Source organism: Chromatium okenii, from assembly GCF_002958735.1.
In the GTDB taxonomy this organism is placed as follows: Bacteria; Pseudomonadota; Gammaproteobacteria; order Chromatiales; family Chromatiaceae; genus Chromatium; species Chromatium okenii_A.
Genome location: NZ_PPGH01000035.1, coordinates 510,666 through 528,373, shown reverse-complemented (window position 1 = coordinate 528,373; position 17,708 = coordinate 510,666). Strand labels below are relative to the sequence as shown.

At 52.2% G+C, this 17,708-nt stretch carries 14 protein-coding genes and 4 pseudogenes; 11 read left to right on the top strand and 7 right to left on the bottom strand.

The features are described 5' to 3' along the window. The 3 genes and pseudogenes from CXB77_RS10820 to CXB77_RS10810 all read right to left on the bottom strand — a co-directional run bounded on the left by CXB77_RS10820 (position 1) and on the right by CXB77_RS10810 (position 6,565). Positions 1 to 2,504 (bottom strand): annotated as a pseudogene (locus tag CXB77_RS10820) (glycogen/starch/alpha-glucan phosphorylase). A 111-nt stretch (positions 2,505 to 2,615) separates the two neighbouring features. Further along, entirely contained in the window at positions 2,616 to 5,483 is a 2,868-nt protein-coding gene (locus CXB77_RS10815) for a hybrid sensor histidine kinase/response regulator (RefSeq protein ID WP_105073886.1), read from the bottom strand. Further along, a complete protein-coding gene (locus CXB77_RS10810) occupies positions 5,480 to 6,565 on the bottom strand; it encodes an ABC transporter substrate-binding protein (protein WP_242445632.1) in 1,086 nt (361 codons plus the stop codon). The genes CXB77_RS10815 and CXB77_RS10810 overlap by 4 nt, the downstream gene beginning before the upstream one ends. A 122-nt stretch (positions 6,566 to 6,687) precedes the next feature. Between CXB77_RS10810 and CXB77_RS10805 the strand changes: the two genes are divergently transcribed. Beyond that, a complete protein-coding gene (locus CXB77_RS10805) occupies positions 6,688 to 7,584 on the top strand; it encodes a diguanylate cyclase domain-containing protein (RefSeq protein ID WP_277949389.1) in 897 nt (298 codons plus the stop codon). On the opposite strand, the gene CXB77_RS21865 is transcribed toward CXB77_RS10805, so the two are convergent. Next, positions 7,565 to 7,867, bottom strand: coding sequence for a hypothetical protein (locus CXB77_RS21865; protein WP_242445631.1), 303 nt, complete (start codon positions 7,865 to 7,867; stop codon positions 7,565 to 7,567). The genes CXB77_RS10805 and CXB77_RS21865 overlap by 20 nt on opposite strands. Positions 7,868 to 7,981: 114 nt before the next feature. On the opposite strand from CXB77_RS21865, the gene CXB77_RS21860 reads away from it, so the two are divergent. The 10 genes and pseudogenes from CXB77_RS21860 (at position 7,982) to pufA (CXB77_RS10755) (ending at position 14,064) form a co-directional block, all read left to right on the top strand. Next, the gene (locus CXB77_RS21860; RefSeq protein ID WP_242445630.1) at positions 7,982 to 8,527 is read left to right on the top strand and encodes a sirohydrochlorin chelatase; all 546 of its coding nucleotides are present in this window, start codon (positions 7,982 to 7,984) and stop codon (positions 8,525 to 8,527) included. After that, positions 8,499 to 9,140, top strand: coding sequence for an IS607 family transposase (locus tag CXB77_RS10795; RefSeq protein ID WP_105073885.1), 642 nt, complete (start codon positions 8,499 to 8,501; stop codon positions 9,138 to 9,140). Before CXB77_RS21860 ends, CXB77_RS10795 begins: the two co-directional genes overlap by 29 nt. Next, the gene (locus CXB77_RS10790) at positions 9,118 to 9,264 is read left to right on the top strand and encodes a helix-turn-helix domain-containing protein (RefSeq protein WP_105073884.1); all 147 of its coding nucleotides are present in this window, start codon (positions 9,118 to 9,120) and stop codon (positions 9,262 to 9,264) included. Before CXB77_RS10795 ends, CXB77_RS10790 begins: the two co-directional genes overlap by 23 nt. A 155-nt stretch (positions 9,265 to 9,419) precedes the next feature. Next, positions 9,420 to 11,229, top strand: a pseudogene (locus tag CXB77_RS10785) (SulP family inorganic anion transporter). Positions 11,230 to 11,366: 137 nt separating this feature from the next. Next, complete coding sequence (gene pufB / locus CXB77_RS10780) at positions 11,367 to 11,516, top strand: light-harvesting antenna LH1, beta subunit (RefSeq protein WP_105074047.1); 150 nt, start codon at positions 11,367 to 11,369, stop codon at positions 11,514 to 11,516. Positions 11,517 to 11,574: 58 nt separating this feature from the next. Then, complete coding sequence (gene pufA / locus CXB77_RS10775; protein ID WP_105073883.1) at positions 11,575 to 11,829, top strand: light-harvesting antenna LH1, alpha subunit; 255 nt, start codon at positions 11,575 to 11,577, stop codon at positions 11,827 to 11,829. A gap of 213 nt (positions 11,830 to 12,042) precedes the next feature. Next, positions 12,043 to 13,174: pseudogene (locus CXB77_RS24635) on the top strand (methyltransferase). Positions 13,175 to 13,463: 289 nt separating this feature from the next. Next, complete coding sequence (gene pufB / locus CXB77_RS10765) at positions 13,464 to 13,607, top strand: light-harvesting antenna LH1, beta subunit (RefSeq protein ID WP_105073882.1); 144 nt, start codon at positions 13,464 to 13,466, stop codon at positions 13,605 to 13,607. Between the two features lie 93 nt (positions 13,608 to 13,700). Continuing rightward, positions 13,701 to 13,844 (top strand): light-harvesting antenna LH1, beta subunit, encoded by a 144-nt coding sequence (gene pufB, locus CXB77_RS10760; RefSeq protein WP_105073881.1) that lies wholly within the window; start codon positions 13,701 to 13,703, stop codon positions 13,842 to 13,844. A gap of 85 nt (positions 13,845 to 13,929) precedes the next feature. Continuing rightward, a complete protein-coding gene (gene pufA / locus CXB77_RS10755) occupies positions 13,930 to 14,064 on the top strand; it encodes a light-harvesting antenna LH1, alpha subunit (protein ID WP_105073880.1) in 135 nt (44 codons plus the stop codon). A 77-nt stretch (positions 14,065 to 14,141) separates the two neighbouring features. On the opposite strand, the pseudogene CXB77_RS10750 reads toward pufA (CXB77_RS10755), so the two are convergent. From CXB77_RS10750 to CXB77_RS10740, 3 genes and pseudogenes are all read right to left on the bottom strand, one after another. After that, positions 14,142 to 15,005: pseudogene (locus CXB77_RS10750) on the bottom strand (polyprenyl synthetase family protein). A gap of 102 nt (positions 15,006 to 15,107) precedes the next feature. Continuing rightward, a complete protein-coding gene (locus tag CXB77_RS10745; protein ID WP_105073879.1) occupies positions 15,108 to 16,190 on the bottom strand; it encodes a phytoene/squalene synthase family protein in 1,083 nt (360 codons plus the stop codon). Continuing rightward, positions 16,171 to 17,670: a phytoene desaturase gene (locus CXB77_RS10740; protein WP_105074046.1), complete on the bottom strand. Its 1,500-nt coding sequence runs from the start codon at positions 17,668 to 17,670 to the stop codon at positions 16,171 to 16,173. Before CXB77_RS10740 ends, CXB77_RS10745 begins: the two co-directional genes overlap by 20 nt. Positions 17,671 to 17,708 lie beyond the last annotated feature (38 nt).

The following is a 17,708-nucleotide window of genomic DNA, read 5'->3' as shown; positions in this document are numbered from 1 at the left end:
TTAGTCTTTGGGCGGAATTGCGTCGAGATGCCAGATGTCACGGCTGTATTCGGCAATGGTGCGGTCTGATGAAAAATGACCGCTGCGAGCAGTATTCAAAATGCTCATCCGCAGCCAGCGTTCTCGATTCCGATACGCTGCCGCAGCTTGCTCCTGCATGTCGATATAGCTGCGGAAATCTGCTGCCGTCATCCACGGATCATGCGGGTTGCGAATGGACAAAATGACCTGATCGAACACGCCGGGCGCGAACTGATTGAAATGTCCAGATTCCAGCAAATTCATCACCTCCAGCAACGCCGGATCGCTGGCGATGATGCCGTTGGGATCATAATGATGGCGGCGCGCTTCCACGCCCGCAGCGGTCATGCCAAACAGGAAGAAATTGTCTTCACCGACCTGCTCGCGGATTTCGATATTCGCGCCATCCAGCGTGCCGATGGTGATTGCGCCGTTCATCATGAATTTCATGTTGCCGGTGCCAGACGCTTCCTTGCCCGCAGTCGAAATCTGTTCAGATAAATCCGTACCGGGCGCGATAACCTCCATCAGCGAGACGCGGTAATCCGGCATAAATGCCACGCGCAGCAAACCGTTGGTCATCGGATCGTTGTTGATCGAACGGGCAACGTGATTGATCAGCTTGATAATTTGCTTGGCCATCACGTAACCGGGCGCTGCCTTGCCACCAATCAACACGCAGCGCGGCGTCCAATTAGACGTGTCGCCGCGTTTGATGCGGTTGTACAGATGCACGACGTGGAGAACGTTGAGGAGCTGGCGCTTGTATTCGTGAATGCGCTTGACCTGCACATCAAAAATGCCGTTCAACGGGAAATCCACGCGACAGAGCTGCGCGACGTGCTCGGCGAGACGGCGCTTATTGTCCTGTTTGATGTCGTGCCAGCGGGCGCGGAACGCCGGATCATCAGCGTAGGGTTCCAATTGTTTGAGCTGGCTGAGATCGCGCACCCAATCCGTGCCAATCGTTTCGTTGAGCAGATCGCGCAGTCCGGGATTGCACATCGCCAGCCAGCGCCGCTGGTGACGCCATTGGTTTTGTTATTAAATTTCTTCGGCCATAAATCATGGAAATCGCGGAATAGTCCGTCGATCAACAATTCCGAATGCAGCGCCGCAACGCCGTTGACCGAGAAGCTGCCGACAATGGCGAGATAGGCCATCCGCACCTGCGGGTCATAACCTTCTTCAATCAAGGACATTCGGCGCTGGCGCTCGTTGTCGCCCGGCCAGCGGGTCGCCACTTCTGCCAAAAAGCGGGCGTTGATTTCAAAGATAATTTCCAGAATGCGCGGCAGCAAGTTGCGGAACAGACGCACTGGCCAGCGTTCCAACGCTTCCGGCAGCAGCGTGTGATTGGTGTACGCCATCGTTTGCCGCACGATCGGCCACGCGGTATCCCAATCTAAATCGTGCTCGTCCATGAGCTGGCGCATCAGTTCGGCGACCGAAACTGCGGGATGGGTGTCGTTGAGTTGGAAGCAGTTCAGTTCCGCAAAGCGGGTGAAATCATTGCCATGCAAACGAATCCAATCGCGCAACACATCTTTGATGCTGGCGCTGGCGAGGAAAAACTGCTGGCGCAAGCGCAATTCTTTACCGCATTCGCTGGCGTCATTCGGATAGAGCACCATCGTGATGTGCTCGGCTTCATTCTTCTGCGCCACTGATTCGGGATAGCTGCCCGCGTTGAATTCGTCGAGATTGAATTCATCCGTCGCTGCCGATTTCCACAACCGCAGCGTGTTCACGGTGTCGTTGCGATAACCGGGCACGGGCACATCGTAAGGCACGGCGAGCACATCATTGGTATCCACCCAGCGCACGGTTTTCCGTCCAAATCGGTCGGTGCTGGTTTCGGTGCGTCCACCAAAAGGAATGCGCTGGGTAAATTCTGGGCGTTCCATTTCCCACGGATTGCCGTCGCGCAGCCAATGATCCGGCTCTTCCAATTGTTCATTGTTTTCAATCAACTGACGAAACATGCCGTATTCATAACGCAGTCCATAACCGCGTACCGGCAGTTGCAACGTGGCGCAGGAATCCAGAAAACAGGCGGCGAGTCGTCCCAAACCGCCGTTGCCGAGACCGGCATCGGGTTCGTTGCTGGCGATTTCTTCCAGCGCCAGCCCCATGCCATAAAGCCCCTGTTCTGCTGCGTTATTGATGCCGAGATTAAGCATCGCATTTGACAGCGCCCGTCCCATCAAAAACTCCAGCGACAAGTAATAAGTGCGTTTGCAATCCGCTTCGTCATAGGCTTGACGAGTCAGCCGCCAGCGTTCCACCAAACGATCACGCAACGTCAGTGAGATCGCCTTATAAGCGTAATAAATGGTTTGCGCGTCACGATCCCGCCCAAGGGTGTGGGTGTAATAACGCCGAAAATCCTCCGCTAGCCCTTCGGCATCTAATGGCAAAGGCGGTAAATCAAAAATTTGCGCGTTTGGGTGGTTCTGAATGAGGTCGGTCAAAGGAGACATGCGCCGTAGGTTCCTAAATAGATCATGTATAGAAGCGTTCTATAGTAGCTGTTGCTGATACAGGGCGCGAACCGCTGAGATCATGTCGGTGATTGCTAAAAATGGCGCAGATCAAGATTGATCCGTCACTGCGTCGGCAGCCCACAAACCCATCAGCACATCCAAATCATAACGATCCGCCCAATGCGCCAGCGTGTCATACAGCACAGGATCGCTGTCTGCCAGCGATTTAAGTCGCTCTTGAATTTGATCAAAATCACCCACTTCCACTGCCTGTTGCAACGCATCGCGCCAAGTGACTGCACACTTCTCAAATCGTGCGATGACTTCTTCTGTTGCCAGCAACATTGGCGCAGACGGCAGCGTTTCGGCGCGAATAAATTGCAGCGACGTGAGGCGCTCTAAAATGCCAAACAGCTCCTCGGCACGAAAAGGTTTGCGCGCAAATTCATCGCATCCGCAGCTCAAAATGTGCTGACGATCATCTTCTAAGGCGCTGGCAGTCAACGCCACAATCACCGAACGCACTGTTTCTGGTCGCGCCGCCATGCACATTTTGATGTGGCGCGTCGCCTCTTCGCCCGACAGCACTGGCATTCGCATATCCATGAAAATTACCTGCGGTTGCCACACTTCCCACAGCGCAATCGCTTCCTGTCCGTTACTTGCCTCGCGGAATTCCAACACTGGCGGCTGCGGATTGAGCGACTCCAGCAGCGCCCGCAGCGGTTCACGGTTATCGGCAAAATCATCAACGATTAACACGCGGCAGCGCGGCTGCTGCGGTTGCAGCCCGATCACTGGATGCAACGTTGCAGGCGCAGGCTGGCGCGGCGCAGCAATGGCGGTCAATGGCAAAGTAAAAGAAAAACAACTGCCTACGTTTGGAATACTTTCTGCGATGAGCTGTCCGCCCATCAAGCGCACCAGTTGGTGACTCAACGCTAAACCCAGCCCAGTGCCGCCTAGCATTTTTTGACCGCTGGTTGTCTGGGTAAACGGCTCAAAAATTTGCGCCAGCTCGCTCGTGTCGATTCCAACGCCGGTATCACTGATTGCAAACGCAAATCCTTCTGCAACGGCTTCTACTCGCAACTTCACGATGCCAACCAACGTGAACTTCACGGCATTTCCGACCAAATTGATGAGCACCTGCCGCAACCGCAGCGCATCGCCCAACACCTGCGGCGGCAATCCCGCTGTCTCCACGCTCAACGTCAAATTGTGTTCACGGGTGCGCTGCCAAAACAGCCCTTCAATCTCCGCGAGCAATCCGCTCAAATCGAACGGCGCGTTGCGCAAATGCACCCGCCCAGCTTCAATTTTTGCCATGTCCAAAATGTCGTTAATCAGCGACAGCAGATGTTCGCCGCTGCGCAAAATGGTATTTAAACTCTTGTTTTGTATTGCATTCAAACTGTTATCTCGCGCCAGCACCTGCGCAAAACCTAAAATTGCATTCAGCGGAGTGCGAATCTCGTGGCTCATATTGGCGAGAAACATTGATTTGGCGCAGTTGGCAGCTTCGGCTTGCTGTTTCGCCACAATCAGCGCCGCTTCCGCCCGTTTGCGCTCGCTGATGTCGCGGGTCACGCCATGCAGCTCCACGCGATCAGCCAGTTCATTGTGCCAATAACTGGTAACGACTTCGGTCCAAACGGTCGTGCCATCTTTGCGCGGCTGCTCGATCTCATCGCAATAAAAATGCTCGGCAGGCATTTTCCCAACAAGCAGCGCCGCTGCCCGTTGGCGGACGAGCGCCTTCAATTGTTCGCCCATTTCCGGCATCAGTGCTGCATCCACCGGCGCGGCCATGATTTCATCCGCTGTGAAACCACGCAGCGCCTCAACTGCCGGACTGACATACAGAAAACGCATGGTTGCGACATCAAGCGTCCACACCACGTCTTTGATGTTCTCGGTCAGAACGCGATATTTCTGCTCGCTCTCGCGCAGGGATTGCTCGCGCTGGGCGATGGCGGCAGCCATGGCGCGAAAATGAACATCAATATCCGCCAACTCTTTGAAACGATAGTTGATGTTGACGCTGTCGCCGATGGCGTTGCCGTGCTCTAAATCACGCATCTTGGCGGCAAAAGTGGCGATGGGGCGCGTAAACAGGCGATTTAAGTGCATATTTTTGAACACCCGCACCAACAATGACACGCCGATAAACGTGACCAAAAAGAACAACAGTGCATTGCGCTGGGTGTCGAGCACTTCGGTGGGAATCAGAGTCACGATCCGCGCTCCCAGTACGCCGGGCGCAGAAATCACGGGAATCCAGTGCCGTCCGCCCGCAGTCAAGGTTCGATACGGCGAGGGCGGTTGTGTCCAGTGTTTGAGATCAAGGGCGAGAATGCGCAGCGTGGGATCGCTGGCGAGCATGACGAAACCATCTTGCGCGACGAGCAGCACCGGAGTGCCGGAGTAACCGGAAAATTGCGTCAGAAAGTTCTGGACATAATCGAGATTAAGGCGTCCGAGATACAGATGATCGCCTGCCGCAATGTTGAGATAAATGCTTGGCAAATCATCCTCATAGCCGCGCATGATTTCAGAAAAATTGCCGCGTTCGCCGTTAGCTGCGAGATAGCGACTCAGTTTGCTGGTCGCAAAAGAAAAGCCGACAAAGGTTCTGATCTGTGAACCGGCTTTGTAAATTTGGGCAATGCGCAGGTCTTGATCTATCCGATAAATCTCTGAAAAAGTAGAAAACAGTGCAATCACCTTTGGCGTGCGTTCCGCATCCGGCAGTTTGATGAAAGATGCCAGCGCCGCCTGTGAGTCGTTAAGGTGTTGTTTCAAAAACAGATGCACTCTCGAGGCTTCGGCCAACCGCAAATCCAGATATTTCTGGTTCAGTTTGGTCAAGGTGAACCACACGGCGAGAAACAAAATGATCGAAGTCAGTAGCAGCGCCACTGCTTCTAGCAGCAGGTTGTAGCGTCCAAAGGCGAGGCGGTGCGGCAGTGTCATTTCAATTCGTTCCGTAAATCTCGAATGAAATAATAGGGTCGCGTCACATCGCCAAAGCGGTCAAAACTGATGATGCCTAAACTCGTGTGATGCGTTGGCGTTCCCAGCAAATAGCGTTTAACCGCTTCCGGCGTGTCGTATCCCAGCGCAAATGCTTGATCGAGCAGCTCCAGCGCCTGCCGCACTTCAATCGTCATCGCGTGCGGTTTATAGCCAAAGCGAGCGGCGAAGCGATTGAAGTAGTGATCAATTTCCGTGTTTACTTCACGCGGCGGATAGGTGCTTGCCAAAATGATGTGGTCAATGGCGTCGCCAGCGGTTTCCAGAATGGCGGGAGAACGCGCCCAAGGCGTGAGCACAATCGGCGCGTCAGGGTGGAAATGATGAAAAAGCTGGGCGATGTTGCCGATGTCGCTTTGAAAACTGCCGCCAAGAATATAAAGCGCATCAAAGGGTTGCGCCATTAGCTGGCGCTCTTGTTCGGGATTAAATGCCGACATCAACATGGCGTGATGGTCAAGCTGCCAGTGGTTAACGGTGCTCAATTTAGCGGCAAAGGCAGCGAACCCCGGCGCGGAATAAGCCAGATTTCCGGTGTCCTGCAACACCAACAGCCGCTTGCCCGGCAGCGTGTTGACATAATCCGCAATGGCGCGTTGCTCTTGAATGACATCAGGAACAATGCGCAAAATCCCGTCATCGCGCCCGGTCAGCACCGGCGTGGTTGACGCAGTGCTAATCAATAGCGCCTGCGCATCGGCGAACAGGTGCACACTTTCCACCGCGCAATTCGATGGATGCGTCGAGACAAAAAAGCGAATGCCCTGCGCCAGCGCGGCTTGAACGATCGCTGCCGTTTGTTCAGGTTGCCATTCGTCATCTATCGGAATCACGCGAATGCGGCTATGTGGATGTTCTTCTAAGAATAAATCGCTTTCATGGATTTCGCTCGAACCGATGACTGCTCCAGACGCGATCCACGCGATCATTCCAACTTGAATCGGTGGCGCTGGGCGCAGTTGCCACCAAGTGAAGCCACCGCCAATCATTAATAGCGCCAGCAGTAACAAGCTCTTTTTCATAATCATCCAGAATCAATAAGTTGTGCGTTAATTTGCTGATGTATTCAAATGTGCTCGCGTGAGATAACGCCGGAATGGCGCGTTAATAAATAGAATAACCTTATTCAAAAGAGGATTGGATTGTGCGCGTACTCGTTGTTGATGATGTGCCAGATAATGTACGAATGTTGAGTCGAATCTTGGCGGCTGAAGGACATCAGGTGTCCGCTGCAACAACTGGATCAGCCGCACTCCGCTTAGTAGAAAGTTGCGAACCAGATTTAATTTTGCTCGATGTGATGATGCCCGGCATGGATGGTTATCAAGTTTGCGCAACGCTCAAAGCTAATCCGCAATTCCAAAACATTCCGGTGATTTTCATTACTGGGCTGAATGATGCTGATGAAGAAGCTCGCGGGCTGGAGCTGGGCGCAGTCGATTATATTGTTAAACCTTTCAACGAGATGATCGTGCGGCTGCGCGTGCGGACGCATTTGGAACTTAAGCGCCAGCGCGACATTCTCAGTCGCCTTTCACATTTTGATGGCCTAACCAGTATTCCCAATCGCCGTGCTTTCGACGAGCGGCTGGTGCAGGAATGGAAACGCGCTTGCCGCGCCCATGACAACCTCGTGGTGGCGATGATCGACATTGATTATTTCAAGCAATACAACGATACCTACGGTCATCTTGCTGGTGATGACTGTCTGCGTCGCGTTGCTGGAGCACTGGCGAAACAGATGCAGCGCGGCAGCGATTTTGTCGCTCGCTACGGTGGCGAAGAATTTGTCTGTTTATTCAGTGGAATCAATCAAGCAGGTTTGGTGACGATGACCGAACAACTGCGGGTGAGTATTGCCGTGCAACAGATTCCGCATAGCACTTCATCCGTTGCACGCTATGTCACGATTAGCATCGGCGCTGCGTTCTGTCAGCCGAGTTTGGACACCTCCGCATTTGATCTGATGGCGCACGCTGATGCCCAACTGTTTACGGCCAAGCATCTCGGTCGCAATCGCGTTAGTCTCGCACTGCTCTAAATTCTGCCAATGTCACGACGAGAACGCCGCGAATGACTTCATCACGCTGAATAAGAATGCGCACACTGCTACTGATTGATAACGGCTCGCGTCGCGCTGATTCCACGCGCAATTTGCGCCGACTTGCGGCAGCACTCGGCGAGCGGATTGGTGAGTCGGTGCATCCAGTGTCGTTGCTGCATTCCGATAGGATTCCGGCGGCGAATTGACGGACGCGCTGCCGAAACGCTCGCGCCAGCGTTGCGCCGGCTGCTGGGCGAAGGGCAGCGGGAATTGCGTTCATTCCGCTGTTTTTCGGTCGCAGTCGTGCCTTGACTGAATTTGTGCCAGAAACCGCTGCTGCGTCGCTCGTGAGTGCGGTGCATTTCAGTTTCAGATCGCACCAGAATTGTGTCCGTTGCCGAACGGTGAACCGCGTTTAGTGGATATTGTGGTTGACCATGTGCTGCAAACGGCAGCGCAGTTGCGTCATTCGGCGCAGCGCGTGGTGGTCGTCGATCACGGTTCACCGCTGCCCGCAGTGACGGCAGTGCGCGATTGGTTGAGTGCGCAGCTGGGCGAACGCTTGGGCGCGACGATGCAGGTGACGCAAGCGGTGATGGAGCGGCGAGCGGAAGCGGCTTACGATTTCAACGGCGCGTTATTGGAAGAAGTGTTGCGGGGATTAGCGGCGACGGATCGTGCAACGCCCGTGATTCTCGCCATGTTGTTTATCGCTGCCGGTCGCCATGCGGGAGCGGCAGGCGATATTGCAGCGATCATCGCTCGAGTGCGGGCAGATTATCCCGGATTTGACGTACATCCGACGCCGTTGGTCGGGAGTCATCCGGCATTGGTTGAGATTTTGCAGGCGCGGGTGAATGGGCAAGTAATAGCTTGCAATAATCTATACATATCTACTAAAGTCTATACTTATGGAAAAGAAACTAGTAAAAATAGGTGAAGCGGCAAAAATGTTGGGAACGTGTGTCAATACATTGCGTCGATGGGAAGCGTCGGGCGAATTAGTCCCAACGCGAAAAACGCAAGGTGGAACACGTTACTACAGCGTTGCCGAATTGATGAGCGTAGGTGAAATCGATGCCCCGACGGTGTGTTACGCTCGCGTTTCAAGTCACGACCAAAAAGAAGATTTGCAACGACAACAAGATATGCTCGAAGCGTATTGCGCGGCAAAAGGTTGGCGAACCGAAGTGATAGCGGATTTAGGTTCAGGTATGAATTACCGCAAAAAAGGCCTGAACAAATTGCTGGAAATGATTTTAAAAAAAAGCATTAAACGGCTGGTGATTACGCATAAAGACCGATTATTGCGTTTTGGTGCAGAATTGGTATTTGCCTTATGTGAAGCACAAAGCATTGAAATCATTATTATTCATAAAGGCGAACAACCCCGCTTTGAAGAAGAACTCGCAAAAGATGTGTTAGAAATTATTACCATTTTTAGCGCGAGACTTTATGGCTCACGAAGCCACAAAAACAAACAATTTTTAGACAAACTCAACGAAGCCGTTACTGAATTGACCGACGAAAATGTTACTGGCACACAAAATTGAATTGCGTCTCACACCTGCGCAAACAGTGTACTTAGATAAAGCCTGTGGCTCAAAACGCCATTGCTTTAATCAATTGCTCGCGCATTTGGTAGTGATCCTGTTAATAGGGTTGAGAATTTCTTAATCTATTGTAAATCAACCCTATTGATGAGACCACTACCCGCTTTTGTATAGATTTTGTTAGATATTTAGTAGCGGCAAGATGCCGAAAACGCGAGTGATCGCGCTGATATGCCTACGGTTTAAGACATCAATGGATCGGATCACACATCAAAAGATATGAAAACTTCTCCTTCGTTCAACTTCACCGACACGGCGCGACAGATAGGAGCTGCTTCTGCTCAGGCGCTGCGGTCACTCGATTGGTCATGGACGACACCGTATAAAAACTGGCTGCCTCAAGTTCGTGCTGAGGACGTGAAAGCAGATACCGTCGCCGCATTGACTGGCGCAATTGTGGTGCTGCCGCAGGGCGTGGCGTTCGCCACCATCGCAGGAATGCCGCCGGAATATGGTCTTTACGCAGGCATGGTGCCCGCGATGATTGCTGCTTGGTTCGGTTCATCGCGGCATCTGGTGTCTGGACCGACCACCGCTGCATCAGTGGTGCTGTTTTCCGCGTTATCGGTGATGGCGCTGCCGGGTTCACCGGATTATGTGGTGCTGGCGCTGACCTTGACGTTCATGGTCGGCGTGATGGAGTTGGTGCTGGGATTTGCCCGCATGGGCGCATTGGTCAACTTTATTTCGCATTCCGTGGTGGTGGGCTTTACCGCTGGCGCAGCAGTGCTGATTGCGGCGAAACAGTTGAAACACTTTTTCGGCGTTGAAATGGACAGCGGCGGCAATCTGCATGAAATTGTGTGGCAATTCATGGGTCATGTGCTGGAGATCAATCCGGCAGCAACGTTGGTGGCAGTGATCACGCTCGGCGTGGGAATCGCTTGCAGATACTGGTTTCCAAAGATTCCTTACATGATCGTGGCGATGGTTGCCGGCAGTGTGCTGGCGCTGGGTTTGACGGACTGGCTGGGCGCAGCACAAACCGGCATTGCCACGGTCGGCGCGTTGCCGGCGACGTTGCCACCGTTATCCGCGCCATCGTTGACACTGGAGCACATTCGGCAACTCGCACCATCGGCATTAGCAGTCACGTTATTTGCATTGACCGAAGCAGTATCAATTGGGCGGGCGCTGGCAGCTCGCGGTGGTTATCGCATTGATGGCAATCAGGAATTTATCGGACAAGGGCTATCAAATATCGCGGGGTCATTCTTTTCCGGTTATGTGGCAACTGGCTCATTTAATCGCAGTGGAGTGAATTACGAAGCTGGTGCGCGTACACCTTTAGCTTCGATTTTCGCTGCGTTCATGCTGATGGCAATTGTGTTATTGGTTGCACCTTACGCCAGTTATTTGCCCAAAGCAGCAATGGCAGGGATTCTATTCTTAGTCGCTTGGAATCTAATTGATTTCAAAGAAATTCGTCATATTTTGCATTCCTCAAAACGCGAAACCAGCGTATTGGCAGTGACATTTTTTTCGGCGATCTTTTTGGAATTGGAATTTGCCATTTTTCCGGCGTATTACTGTCGCTGGTGCTCTATTTGGATCGAACTTCAAAACCGCGCATCGTCAGTTTAGCGCCTGATCCGCGAGCGCCGAATCATGCGTTTTCCAGCTCGCCGGATGTGCCGCAGTGTCCGCAATTGCGGTTTTTACGCATTGATGGTTCGCTGTTTTTCGGCTCGGTCGCGCATATTGAGCAGTTCTTTGATCGGCTGCGTGCCGAACATCCGCAACAAAAGCATCTAGCGTTGATTGCGAACGGCATCAATTTCGTGGATTTGCAGGGCGGACAGACGCTGGCGCGGGAAAGTGCACGGCGATTTGCCAGCGGCGGCGGCATGTATCTGATTAACGTCAAACAGGGATTGTGGGAAGAGATGGAACGCTGCGGTTGTTGGATGACACCGATGCACGCAATGTGTTTCAAGCGAAAACTGCGGCGATTCGCGGGATCTATCAGAAACTCGATAAAACGCAGTGTGCGACCTGCGATAAACGGATTTTCAAAGAGTGTAAATAAACCTTGACACTGATGGGTGTCAGACTAAACTAACACTCAAGGCGTCGCGAAGTGTTGAATCCAAGTGGTTCGTACAACAAAACAATTAGCGATTCCATACTGACCGCATGGTCAAAACTTTTTTTCTGGAGGCATCTATGGCTGACGTAAAAGTAGCAAATCTGTCTGGTTTGACTGACGAACAAGCAAAAGAATTCCATGAACATTGGAAGCATGGCACTTGGAGCTGGGTGATGATTGCGTGTGTCGTTCACGTTGTCACTTGGGTCTATCAACCTTGGTTCTAAGACCGTTTTGGTTTGAAGACTTTGGTTTTTGAAATTTTAATTTTTTAGGAGATTTTCCATGCAAGTTCCAGTTATGTTGGCTGATCCATCCATTGCCGCTCCTAATCATCCTGAAGAAGATTGGAAAATCTGGACCGTTATCAATCCAGCCACTTGGATGGTTCCTTTCTTCGGCATCTTGTTTGTACAGATGTGGCTGGTTCATGGCTACGCATTATCTTTGCCAGGCTATGGCTTTAAAGATTCCGTTCGTGTGAATGCTCCTGCTGCTGTTGTTGCACCTGCTCCAGTTGCTGCAACCCAAGCGCAGTAAGTTTGCTTGCATTTTAAGCAGTGACCCACTTGTTATTATTGATGGGTGCTGCATTAACCGTCTTAACATTCTCCTGACTTGACTGTGTATTCATTCAACTCGAGGTGTTAAGGCGGTTTGTTTTTGCTTATGTATTCCTTCCCGTCGGTATCTGCGACGTACCCCTCCAAACGCTTGCCTGAAACCGATGGATTTCATAACGCCGTCATTTAGGTGGGATTCATTGCAGTGCAGTTTTCAATTCTCGAACGTTGGCGCATTTGGCGCGACCGCAAATTAGCGAGTCCACAGTTTCAACGCTGGGCGGCTGATTTTCCACTCACGCGCTGGGAAGCCTCGCGTCGTGCGCGTGGGCTATTCGACATCACCGCTGGTTTCGTCTATTCCCAAATCCTTTATGCCTGTGTGGAGCTTGATTTATTTAATCGGCTTGCTGATGGTCCGCAGACTGCTGCTGATCTTTCAATACACATGGGCATGTCACCAATTGCCGCTGATCGGTTATTACGCGCTGCAGTAGCCATTGATTTATTGGAACGCCGCAGTGAAAACCGTTATGGATTAGGTCGGTTGGGCATTGCCATGCCCGGTAATCCCGGTATTGCGGCAATGGTGAAACACCATCGAATGCTCTATCACGACATTGACGATCCATTGGCATTATTTCGTGGCGAACTCGGCGAAACCGAATTAAGTCGTTATTGGTCTTATGCGTGTTCAGTGAATCCCGCAGCGGATGGCGACCAGCGCGTAGCGGAATACAGCACTCTGATGTCAGCATCGAGCGGTTTTGTAGCAGAAGATGCGCTGGATGCTTATCCATTATCTGCGCACCAATGTTTAATGGATGTTGGTGGCGGTGAGGGCGCTTTTTATTGCAGTTGCCAAACGCTGGCCAGACCTTAAATTGAAATTGTTTGACTTACCCGCAGTGGTTGAGCGAGCGGCAACGCATTTTGCAACCATCGGGTTGGCGGAACGGATTCAAGTGCACGGCGGTAATCTTAAAGCCGATGCGTTACCGAAGGGCGCAGACGTCATTTCATTGGTGCGAGTAATTCTCGATCACAATGATGATGGCGCGATGCACATTCTTCGTGCGGTACGAGCTGCATTGCCGCCGGGCGGAACGTTGTTGGTCATTGAGCCCATGTCAGAAACGCCAGGTGCCGAACCGGTTGGAGACGCCTATTTTGGGCTATATTTATTGGCAATGGGGAGCGGGCGCACTCGTCCTCCGCGAGAATTAAAAACGATGTTAACCGAAGCGGGATTCGATCAAATTCGTTTAGTCCGGACGCGTCGTCCGTTACAAACGCGATTGATTGCGGCGCGAGCGGTGTAGCAAAATTGCGTGTCATCAAACTGTGGATGTAGATGTAAATTTAGATTGACATCTATATTCGTTAAGCTAGACTGACACTATACTACTGGTTAGGTAGGCGTGTTACGATATGCCTTTGATAAACAAGGCAAATGCGCCAACCAGTATGCTGGTGCGGCGGGAGTCTTGAATGTTAAGTTTTCCGTTGTTTACTAGCTCGAACCGAGTGAGCAATCACTCAGTCTGCGCCGGGTTAATTAACATCCGGCGTGTGAAAGACTCGACATAACACTTAAAGAGGCAACACCAAATGGCTAACGAAAAGAGCTTGACTGGATTGACTGACGCAGAAGCAAAAGAATTCAATGACTTTTTTACGCAAGGCATGTCAACGTTCGTTGGCGTTGCAGTTTTTGCTCATCTACTGGCTTGGTTCTGGCGTCCTTGGCTGTAAGATTTAAGCGTTGACAGACAATCTCTTACGAGTATTGATGCTGTCACCACTGAATCAATTAACGATCATCGTGTGAAATCTGAGGTTAATTCAATGGCTGATGTAAAAAGCGGCGCTGGTTTGACAGATCAAGAAGCTAAAGAATTCAATGAATTCTTCATGCAGGGTATGTCTTCATTTATTGGTGTTGCTGTATTTGCTCACTTGCTGGCATGGTTCTGGCGTCCTTGGCTCTAATCGACTGATAGACCATAGAACGCTTTATTTTGGCGGGATGTATGCCTTACTGGTGTCGTCCCGCTTCAAGTTTCTGGAGTAATACATGCACAAAATCTGGCAGATGTTTAGTCCCGCTCTCGTCTTAATGGCGTTGACTGGGTTTCTTTTCGTGTTAGGGTTTACGATTCATTTCATTTTATTGAGCACTGCTGAATTTAATTGGCTTGCTGGCATTTAATTGGTCTGGCAAAGCAAAACAACACAGCAATAAAAAGGCAGCCTGAGCTGCCTTTTTATTGCTGTGTTATGAAAAAATCAAGCAGCGTATTGTGCGAGATTCTTTGGCATAATGTGGCGTGATTCTGCTTTTAATACTTCAGCCAATTGCGCTGATCCTGGACAAGGTGGAATCGCATCAATTGCGCCTTTGACCAATTGCTGTAACCGCTCAATTGCACCATCAATACCGAGTTCACCTGCTGCGCTCGGACGGTTTAACACTGCATCTCGTCCGACCGGTTTACCCACTTCTTGCGCTGTTGCTGCGACATCACGCAAATCATCAGCAACCTGATACGCCTCGCCAATGCGGTCGCCAACGATGCGCCACAAATCCGCATCTGCGCCGGCAATCTGTGCGCCAGCAGCAGTAGCAGCGGCAAACAGTGAGCCGGTTTTGTGCGATGGTATTCCTCAACCGTAACACGCGGTTCGCACTCCCACGCTTGACCGGCAGTGATGCCATAAGGCAATCCGACTGAACGACTCACCGTCAACAGCAACGGTGCGAGGCGCTCAGGTGTATCAACGAGACAGCGTGCCAAATTTTCAAAAGCGAGAATAATCAAGCGTCACCCCAAAACTGCCAGCGGTTCGCCAAACGCACGATGCACCGATGGAATGCCACGGCGCATCGGGGAATCATCAAAGCAGGGTAAATCATCGTGAACGAGAGAGCGCAATGGAGCAGTTCAATCGACGCTGCCACTGCTTCAGCGGCAGTATCAATTTGTAGCCACAAGCCGCTGCGACCGCGAGGCATAACTTTGGACGCACTCGCGCCCCGCCCGGAAAGACCGCATGACGAACGGCTTCAACCAAACGCGGGGGACAACCCGCAATCGCCACATGATCTATGGCATCGGCCAAGGCCTGCTCGATTCGTGTTGTGGCTCCCATGCGCGTCCCTCAGTCACTGCTCAGTGATATTTTGAAATTGATGATTGTCAGTGTACAACAAGCCGCTGAAACCACGAAAGGCGGCGCAGCGGTTGTTTAGTGTCAATTCAGATCGCCACAACGCACACCTAAAGCGCGTTCACGTTCTTCCAGCAGCGCCAGCAATTCCAACACTCGCAACATCCCGCCGCGCTGTGCTGAAGGGGCTGATGACTTGGGTGTTGCCTCAACCACCGCATCCACCAAAAACCGCGTTTCCATCAGCGCCGGAGCTGAAATCTGCGGCGAAGTGACAATCGCCTTGCCGAGAATTGGCGCGAGCAATCCCAGTTTGCGTGGTGCTGGCACTACAGCGCGGCGTGAAATTGAATCCAGACCTTGGCGTTCGACCTGCCGCCCAATTTCGGCGTACAGATACCGCGCCGCATTGATGCCAGCGCGACAACCAATTGATAAACCGGCAATTCCGGCATCGGAACGTTGATATAACGCATCGGCTGCATCCAGTAACCGTTGCACCACCGAAGCCAGCGCCTCGCTAAATACCGGCTGTTTCAACCATTCATCAGGATCAATGCCCGCCTCGCGCAGCCACTGTTTCGGCAAATATAGCCGTCCATTTCGCGCATCTTCGCCGACATCACGGCAGATGTTGGTGAGCTGCATTGCCACGCCAAGATCGCAGGCGCGAGCAACTAATTCCGCCGAACGTGCGCCCATCAACACGGCCATCATCGCGCCAACCGTGCCAGCGACCCGCGCTGAGTAGTCATAAACGCCAGATAAATCGTCATAACAACGCCCTTGCGCATCCCATTCAAAGCCTTCTAACAGGGCTTCGAGTAGACGCTTGGGCATCGCGCACTGCACCACGACACTCGTCAGCGCCCGATCCACGGGATCATCAATCGGGCAACCGTCATAAATGCGGTCGAGCCGATTGTGAAGCATGGTGAGTGCAGCAGCCTGCGCCACCGGATCGCCATCGACGCAATCAATGGCGTCATCGGCGATGCGACAAAACGCATAGAGCGCAATCGCGGGATCGCGAAATTTTTGAGGCAGCAGAAAGGATGCAGCGTAGAACGAACGCGAGCCGTCGCGCAGCAGATCACGGCAGACATTCAAGTCTGCAGCCGCGTGATGACGAGTTGAAGTGTTTGATTTAACGATAAGTTGAGGCATGAGGGACCACCGTATCGAGGACGCGGGCCGACGACAGAACACCAGGGACGCCAGCCCCCGGATGGGTTCCCGCACCGACCAAGTAAAGACTGTCCACCTCTTCGCTTTTGTTGTGTGGTCGAAACCACGCACTCTGCAAAAGGATGGGCTCAAGACTAAAACCGGCCCCGTGATAGGACAGCAGCCTGTCCTGAAAATCTTGGGGAGTCGTCACCAGCGAAGTCACAATGTTGTCTTCTAAATCGGGCAAAACCGTCTCGCTGAGATAGCGAGCAATTTTGGCGCGATAGGATTCGGCAACCGTCGCCCAATCGGTGCCACTGGCAAGGTTCGGCACGGGCGCAAGTGCATAAAACGTATCGCAGCCGTCAGGCGCTAGACTTGGATCAGTCGCGGTTGGGCGATGCAGATAAAGGCTGAAATCTTTCGCTAACACCTTGTTGGTAAAGATGTCGGTAATCAATTCTTGATAGCGCGGACCGAGCAAAATGGTGTGATGTTTGACATCAGGATATTGACGCTTGGTGCCGAAATACCAGACAAATAACCCGCAGGAATACCGCGAACGCGCCAGCCGTTTATCCGTCCACCGCTTGCGTTTGGTGGTCGCCAGCAGCTTGTTGTAGGTCGTTGCAGCATCTGCATTGGAGACAATCACCGGCGCAGTTAGCATCTCGCCAGAAGTGAGGCGCACTCCGCTTGCTTTTCCATTTTCCACTGTAATTTCAGCTACTTCTGATTTATAGCGCAGTGTACCGCCCTGCCCTTCAATCAGACTGACCAATCCTTTAATCAGCGCACCCGTGCCGCCCATCGCCGAATGCACACCCCATTTGCGTTCCAAAAAGGAAATCAGCACATAAATGGCGGTGACGGTAAACGGATTACCGCCGATCAACAGCGGATGAAACGACAGCACCTGCCGAATGTACGGGTCTTTAATGTATTTCGAGACCATGCCATAAACAGTGCGATAGCTTTCCAGCCACACCATATTCGGCACGATCTTGGCCATATCCGTCCAAGACGTGAATGGAATGTGCCCCAGTTGCTCAAAACCAACTTTGCACACTTCCTCGCTCATCTTCATAAAACGGTCGTAGCCGTCTACATCAGCGGGCGCAAATTGCGCGATCTGTGCTTTCACTGCATCAGGATCGCCGTTGTAATCAAAGACTTTGCCGTCATCGAAACGAATCCGATAAAACGGATTCATCAATTTCAGTTCAATTTCGTCCGCAAACACGCGCCCGCACAACGCCCAGAGTTCATCCAGCAAAAACGGAGCGGTGATGATGGTGGGACCAGCGTCGAAGGTGAAGCCGTCTTGCTGATGGACGTAAGCACGTCCGCCGGGCGCATCGAGACGTTCAAGAACGGTCACTTGGTAGCCGCGAGCGCCTAAACGCACTGCGGCAGCGAGGCCGCCGAAACCGCTACCGATGACAATTGCGTGTGGTTTTTTTGAGTTGGAATTCATGTTGGGGATGTCAGAAGCCGCGAGTGTCAAGTCTGCGT

Bases quoted from the DNA above. Each gene is read 5' to 3' on its own strand.
- CXB77_RS10815 (WP_105073886.1), bottom strand. From the start codon at position 5,483: ATGACACTGCCGCACCGCCTCGCCTTTGGACGCTACAACCTGCTGCTA.
- CXB77_RS10810 (WP_242445632.1), bottom strand. From the start codon at position 6,565: ATGAAAAAGAGCTTGTTACTGCTGGCGCTATTAATGATTGGCGGTGGC.
- CXB77_RS21865 (WP_242445631.1), bottom strand. From the start codon at position 7,867: ATGAACGCAATTCCCGCTGCCCTTCGCCCAGCAGCCGGCGCAACGCTG.
- CXB77_RS10795 (WP_105073885.1), top strand. From the start codon at position 8,499: ATGGAAAAGAAACTAGTAAAAATAGGTGAAGCGGCAAAAATGTTGGGA.
- CXB77_RS10790 (WP_105073884.1), top strand. From the start codon at position 9,118: ATGTTACTGGCACACAAAATTGAATTGCGTCTCACACCTGCGCAAACA.
- pufB (WP_105074047.1), top strand. From the start codon at position 11,367: ATGGCTGACGTAAAAGTAGCAAATCTGTCTGGTTTGACTGACGAACAA.
- pufA (WP_105073883.1), top strand. From the start codon at position 11,575: ATGCAAGTTCCAGTTATGTTGGCTGATCCATCCATTGCCGCTCCTAAT.
- pufB (WP_105073882.1), top strand. From the start codon at position 13,464: ATGGCTAACGAAAAGAGCTTGACTGGATTGACTGACGCAGAAGCAAAA.
- pufB (WP_105073881.1), top strand. From the start codon at position 13,701: ATGGCTGATGTAAAAAGCGGCGCTGGTTTGACAGATCAAGAAGCTAAA.
- pufA (WP_105073880.1), top strand. From the start codon at position 13,930: ATGCACAAAATCTGGCAGATGTTTAGTCCCGCTCTCGTCTTAATGGCG.
- CXB77_RS10745 (WP_105073879.1), bottom strand. From the start codon at position 16,190: ATGCCTCAACTTATCGTTAAATCAAACACTTCAACTCGTCATCACGCG.
- CXB77_RS10740 (WP_105074046.1), bottom strand. From the start codon at position 17,670: ATGAATTCCAACTCAAAAAAACCACACGCAATTGTCATCGGTAGCGGT.